Raw genomic sequence first — 6,108 nt, forward strand, 5'->3', positions numbered from 1 at the left:
TTATCCAGCAACGACAACCACCCCACGCCACTCGAACGCCAACCTCACCACCAGCACACCCTCCACCGAAGCGACCCGAAGCGTGAATTCGCGCAAAGACAGCAAACACCAGAAGTGACCCACATCACCACCAGTCGATGCCTGAGCGGCACCACCACGCCCAGCCGCGCTCCTGGAGATACTCCGAGCACCGCCCGCCTCGCCGTCCGGCCGGCGCCAGCCGTGCCGAAAGCCGCCGCAGCGAGGACAGCCGACGCAACGAAGTACGACTCGGGGACGCGACGGGATTCCGCTCACGAACGAATGACGCGGCATCAGCAGGCCTGCCGAGCTGCGACCATGAGCGCGCATCAGCCCCGACCTGCTGGAGTGTTCTCGTGTCGCTGCGCCGCCTCGGCTTCCTGTCCGCCGCCCTGCTCACCGCCACCGCCTGACCGCCTGCTCCGCCGAACCGGTGGAGGTCGACGGCCGCAAGCCCTCCGCCACCGGCACCACCACCGCCCCGTCCGGCGCGCCCGGTGGAGCTCCGGACAAGGGCGCGCTATCCCTCGCGGACGCCATCAGGAAGATCCCCGTCGCCGAGGAGAAGCGCACCGGGTACGAGCGCGACTCCTTCAAGCACTGGGTCGACGAGGACGACGACAGCTGCCCGACCCGCCAGGAAGTCCTCATCGCCGAAGCGGTCACCGCCCCGGAGCAGGGTGACCGGTGCACGCTCAGCGGCGGCCGCTGGCTCTCCTACTACGACGAGGCCGAGGTCACCGACGCTAAGCGCCTCGACATCGACCACATGGTCCCCCTCGCCGAAGCCTGGGACAGCGGCGCCCACGACTGGACGCCCGAACGCCGCGAGGCCTACGCCAACGACCTCGACGCCGAACGCTCCCTGGTCGCGGTCACAGCGAAAACCAACCGGTCGAAAGCCGACAGGGACCCGGCCCAGTGGATGCCGCCCGCCCAGTCCGCGACATGCACCTACCTGGTGGACTGACCGCCACGAAACTCCGCTGGAACCTGAGCGCGGACAAGACCGAGCAGGCGGCCCTCCTCGAACTCGCCGAACCGTGCGCCGAATCGACCGTCGAGTACGAGCCTGCGTCGTAGTACAAAGAAGCGCACAGTCCGGTGGGTAACGCGAGAGCGGAAGAGTCCCAGTCAGCAGGCGATCGCGCCCCGCGCCCGGGCCAGCACCATATCGGGAACGGCCCCGCGTCCTTTCAACGCCATCCGGGTTCCGCCGGAGCTGATCCGCTCAGCTCCGGCGGAACCCGGAAGAGAGGATCAGCGATCAAATCCCCTAAGTGGACCGCTTTTCCGTAGGAGTGCGCGTCCGCTCTCTCTACGTCGAACCCAGCTGACGCGAGGATGTTCAAAATCGTTTCGCGCATACAGGTTTGAACATTTTCGTAGTGACGGACCCTCTGAGGGAGGTTCGAGGGATCCACGCCGCTCGCGAGAATCTTCACGATTTCGGATGTGAATTCCTCACGAGTATTCCATTCTGCGAGAACACCACCATCAGCCAGAGGATCGACTCTGACGTTCACTCCGGACTCACCCTCTGAGGAATCTTCCCGATAAACGGGAAGTCCTGTCCACGCTAGTGCATCACGGGCTTTTCCCGCTAGTGCCGTGCGTCGACGCATGACATCAGGCGTGGCTTTTGGTGGCAGATCGAAATCGTGCTCGCTCATGTGCCCTCCCATACTTGCTGCTGGTCTGCGGATGACCGCATCAGGCGACCGACGCCCGCCTTTTTGACGTACTCTGCCAGGAGTTGCTTGGCTCCACTTTCGATGCGTCGAAGTAGGGGACCGACCAAGTGACGGGCGTGCCCGGCTTGAGGGCACCAGCCAACTCAGAGGCACAGGATGCGCACGGCTGGCGCTCTGAGTAGAGGGCTGTGATCTCGCTGGGGTCGATTTTCCTTGCTTTCAGCATTTGCAGGATCGTCGTTTCCGAGTGACCTGAGAAGCCGCTGCTCGCTACGACGAGGTCTCCGGTCTTCGGGTCGTTCCACCCCGGAACTCTGGCCACGGCGACATTATGATCAGCCCCATAGAATCCCGACTTCACCCTGAATTGATATGCCATTCGACTCAGGGTATCGCTGTTATAGCGGATCAGACCGCCGCATCCACCGGCGGCAGCAGCCAGGGGGCCGACCCGCTTGCTGCTGCGGGTACAAGCCTCAACGAACTCGCCCATCACTCGGGACCCGAGGCGGGCAACGACGTCATCGGCCAATGGCAGAGCTTTGAGTGCCTTGAGCGCGTCGAAGAAGCCAATCCCAGTCCGGGCCGCGGCGTCCGCAGCGGCGATAGCGTCCGCGATCGGACGGAGGACCTTGCCGGCGAACAGAGCGGCCACATCTACCGCTGCCCAGGCGCAGCCGCCCCAGCTTCCGTTCTGACCGCCGGGTGTGAGTTTCTGGGCGCAGCGGATCCAGCTGCCGAAGAGGATGTCGACGGGGTCGACGCCCTGCTGGTACTCCGCGATCGTGATGGTGTGGGTGACCTTGGTTTTCAGGGTGTCGGTTTTGGTCTCGCCCAGGTACAGCGTGTCGTTCGAGAAGCACGTGTTGTCGAAGACTTCGACGGCGCAGAGGTACAGGTCGAGTTCGGCTTTGTAGCTGATCTCCTGGGTCATGGTGCAGTCGCCCTTGTAGGCGATCTGGTCCCAGAAGCCGTCGCAGCCGTCGGTCTTGTTCAGGACCTTTGGCTTGCCGACCTGGTCGATCTTGTTGATGACGTAGAAGAGGCCGCCGATGGATCCGCCGGCTGCGTCCGGGACGGTGACAGGGTTCTGCTCGGCGGTGAGAGTCTGGGCGCGGGCCAGTAGTCCAGGTGAGCGACTGCGGGGATCTGGGAGCGCGGCCACCTCGGATCCAGAACGCTTCGAGCATGTAGGGCGAGAAACGTGCCCTGCACGCGGCAGCCCGGCGGCCACTGGGCCGTCAGGCAGACGCCAAGACATTCCTGATGGGGATACAGATCAAAAGTCGCGCTTATGGGTTGATCAGCTGAAGTGGGCTGGTGCGTGACTGGTCCTCCGTGAAGGATTCGTGATGAAACGTCATAGCAAGAGATTCGCGACCTTCCTTGATACCTACGCGTATGGCATCCATTGCTATTCACCCGGTGAATCTGACGTAGCATCAGTTATTGTTATCGACCGGCCGATTGCGGCCGGGTCCTTATGACCCCTTGGGAGAATACATGCGCAGCCGTTTCATCACTGAGCTTCTTCAGCGACCACTCCAAAGGGCCAGCGGCTCTATGCGGTTGACCGGTCTCTGATCTGCGGTCGTGCTCAGCCTTCGGGGATCCGGCCGTCACCCGATCGTGGCCGGTTTGAAGAAGCTCACTGTCGCCGCGTCCTGCGGCATCGCTCTGGCGATAGCCGTCCCTGCCGCAACCGCCGTTGCCGACCCTACCGGTGAGCCGATCGCAGTCAGCGAGGACTGAGTGGGGGTATCGACGGATCAACTGAGCCCGGAACAGCTCGCGGCATTCACCGATGAGCCGATTGCGGAATCCGCCGATGTTTCTGGCGACGAGGCCGAGGCCGGAGACATGGCCCGTGCCGGCGCCAAAACGAAATACCGGACGGCCCAGTACAAGCGAGGCAGTGCACTGATGTGGACCCGAGACACCGTGCACTTCGGCTACAACGGAAATAGGGTCACCTCGTCGAAGGCATGGCAGGAGAGCGGACACATCTTCCCGAACATTGCGAAGAACAACGGGATCAAGCGCTACCAAAACTCCGCGGCGACCCATAAATGGCGTGCCAAGAACACGATCGGCGCCGGGGTACCCACTCCGTGGGGTGACGTGAAGGCCTATTCGAAGGACTACACGCACTACTTCTCCGGCAGCAAGTCCGGCGCCTGGAGCTGGAAGGGTTAACAACTCGGCTCACCGACGTAACAAATTGCGGACGTAGCGCAATACGGAGTGTACCGACATGACAGGCGCGGGCGGCCGGGACGCACGATCTCGAGCATGCGCAGACTCTGACACACCCCTGCAGACCTCTCGGTCCCCGACCGCCCTGATCCTGGATGGTCTACCCAAGGATTGACGCCAGTCCCTAGCTGGCAGGCCACCAGAATTGGTCTGTACCTGTCGGGGCAGAAGAGCAACATGAGCGACAACACCATCTCGATCACAGTCGAACTGCACGACGGACCCCTGGATGGGCAAACCACCCCCTGTGCCACTCACGGATCAAGACCCGGTGGGTTGCGCTTCCCAACGAGGGCTGCACCTTCCCGGGCGGCAGCAGCATCTGTGCACCAGACGCCCACGGCCGCTGGGTATGGCAGGACGATCAGCCAGCAGATACCCCGTGACCCCGCATCCGCCCAGTTCCGGAAGCCTGCTCGGTGGCACTCAGCCGCGCTGCTGTACATAGACTGGGCCCAAGCTGCCCAGAAGAACCCGAAACACTGGCCACCTGATGTCCATGTCCGTACGACTGCTCGCCGCGCGGAGCGGACGTGGCGAGAGCCGTCCGATCTCAACCGTCGCCCGGGAGGTAGCGCATGAGCCGCAGCCGTCAGGCCGGCCTGCTGGCCCGGCACTTGGCCGAGGTCACCGACGTCGAGGTAGAGCTGTACTACGACACCGGCGCCCGGTGGATCGCGATGTGGGCGGACGGGCCCCTGCAGGAGGAGATGCGTGCCCATCTCGACACCGCCCTCGCTGGGCATCACTACGTCGACATGCGCGACCGCAAGATCGACTGCCACCGCTCGAATCTCGCAACGGGCCTGGGCCGCGCAGGCCATCGCCTCCCGTCGGGAGGGCACCCTGGGCCCTGCGATCGCCGATGGCGCGGCCCACCGCCGGTCGCTGGGTGTGGGGATGACCCGCCCGGGCGTCCAGGGCCCGACGCACACGCACGAGTATTACGCCCTATTGCGGCACGTCGATGACCTGTGCCGGAGGACCTCGTACCCGGAGCGGGCGAGCACGCCCGAGGACGAGCCGCTCGTCCAGCAACTGCTCGCAGCCGGTACCCGGGACCGCGCGAACACCGGCAGGCCGACCTTGAGCGAATACGATATGGCCACGGCGCTGCTCGCCGCCGAGCAGGCCCCCTGACGGGGACTGGCCGCCCAAGCTCGCCGTCGCCCGGACCCGGAGGAGAATCGGGCCCTGTTCACCACCCGTCGCGCTGACCGCGCGCTCTGCCGAGCTGGTGAGGGCTGACGACGCCGAGGCACAGGAGGACGGTTGTGTTTCACTCAGCCTCGCGGCAGATCCCCGGCAGCCTCATCCAGATACTGGAGCTCGGTGGAGTCGAGACCTGAGATCTCGGCGACCTCCTCGACCGGCTCTCCCTCGCGGACCGCGGCTACGGCTTCGAGCTCCACATCTGCACGCGCCGCGTCAGCGGCTGCCTCGGCGGTGCGCTGACGCTGGGCAGCCAACTCAACGGAGGAAATCTTGTCCATGGGCCTTATTTTTCCACAGGCGTGAGTTGGTCACGACCAGGGAGCCACTCAGAGATCCTCGGATCTGATGAACGCAGTGAACTCCCCTGTGCATGTCGGGGCATGACTTTCGGGCAGCGATGCCGCCTACCCTCGTTCTGTTCTTCGCTGGCTTGCAAGAGGGCCTCTGTGCTCCGGGCCCGGCATGACTGTGTCCGTGTCGAAGGCATGACCTGGGGGTGGAGTCACCGGGTTCGGGGGTGTTCGTCGGAGACGCTGATCAGAGGTCCGGCCACCGCCCGGTCCGGCGCATTGCCGGGCAGTTCGCGGGCGGCAGGTCTGCATAACGTGGATGCGCGAGCACGACACCCCGAGCCAAGGCCGGCACTCTCAACACCTCGGAGAGGCAAGAGAGGGCGGGAAACAAAGGCTGGTGGAGCGACTGCCCCGTCCCGGTGACCCCGACGCCGACAGACGGTGCACGCATGCCCCGGCCACTGTTGGGGCCGGGAGGGCAAGAACTGCTCGGGCGCCGCAAACCCGTCAGCTGTCGGCGCCCATCATTGATTATCCGTGGTAGGTGATGTAGCCGTCGCGGTCGTTGGCCTTCTTGGTGTACGAGTGGACGTCCGCGCGGGCGCCGGAGGGCTTGTACAGGTAGATGG

The 6,108-nt window shown here is 64.5% G+C and carries 5 protein-coding genes and 2 pseudogenes; 3 read left to right on the top strand and 4 right to left on the bottom strand.

All coding sequences use genetic code 11. The features are described from left to right. Window positions 1-377: 377 nt before the first annotated feature. Window positions 378-1,104: pseudogene (locus IE134_RS33840) on the top strand (HNH endonuclease family protein). Window positions 1,105-1,217: 113 nt separating this feature from the next. On the opposite strand, the gene IE134_RS33845 reads toward IE134_RS33840, so the two are convergent. Both IE134_RS33845 and IE134_RS33850 read right to left on the bottom strand, forming a co-directional pair. Further along, entirely contained in the window at window positions 1,218-1,694 is a 477-nt protein-coding gene (locus IE134_RS33845) for a hypothetical protein (protein ID WP_189432841.1), read from the bottom strand. 40 nt (window positions 1,695-1,734) lie between these two features. Next, entirely contained in the window at window positions 1,735-2,880 is a 1,146-nt protein-coding gene (locus IE134_RS33850; RefSeq protein ID WP_189432843.1) for a nucleic acid/nucleotide deaminase domain-containing protein, read from the bottom strand. Between the two features lie 587 nt (window positions 2,881-3,467). Between IE134_RS33850 and IE134_RS33855 the strand changes: the two genes are divergently transcribed. Both IE134_RS33855 and IE134_RS33860 read left to right on the top strand, forming a co-directional pair. Continuing rightward, window positions 3,468-3,911, top strand: coding sequence for a hypothetical protein (locus tag IE134_RS33855; RefSeq protein WP_189432845.1), 444 nt, complete (start codon window positions 3,468-3,470; stop codon window positions 3,909-3,911). A gap of 774 nt (window positions 3,912-4,685) precedes the next feature. Continuing rightward, complete coding sequence (locus IE134_RS33860; protein ID WP_189432848.1) at window positions 4,686-5,111, top strand: hypothetical protein; 426 nt, start codon at window positions 4,686-4,688, stop codon at window positions 5,109-5,111. Window positions 5,112-5,254: 143 nt separating this feature from the next. Here IE134_RS33860 and IE134_RS33865 read toward each other — a convergent pair whose 3' ends face one another. Then, a complete protein-coding gene (locus tag IE134_RS33865; RefSeq protein ID WP_189432850.1) occupies window positions 5,255-5,464 on the bottom strand; it encodes a hypothetical protein in 210 nt (69 codons plus the stop codon). A 546-nt stretch (window positions 5,465-6,010) separates the two neighbouring features. Next, window positions 6,011-6,108, bottom strand: a pseudogene (locus IE134_RS33870) (lamin tail domain-containing protein); the annotation flags it as partial.

The sequence above is a fragment of the Streptomyces rubiginosohelvolus genome (genome assembly GCF_014649875.1).
Classification (GTDB): domain Bacteria; phylum Actinomycetota; class Actinomycetes; order Streptomycetales; family Streptomycetaceae; genus Streptomyces; species Streptomyces rubiginosohelvolus.

What these genes read in the sequence shown, in the direction of transcription:
- IE134_RS33845 (WP_189432841.1), bottom strand. Translation starts at nt 1,694, where the DNA reads ATGAGCGAGCACGATTTCGATCTGCCACCAAAAGCCACGCCTGATGTC.
- IE134_RS33865 (WP_189432850.1), bottom strand. Translation starts at nt 5,464, where the DNA reads ATGGACAAGATTTCCTCCGTTGAGTTGGCTGCCCAGCGTCAGCGCACC.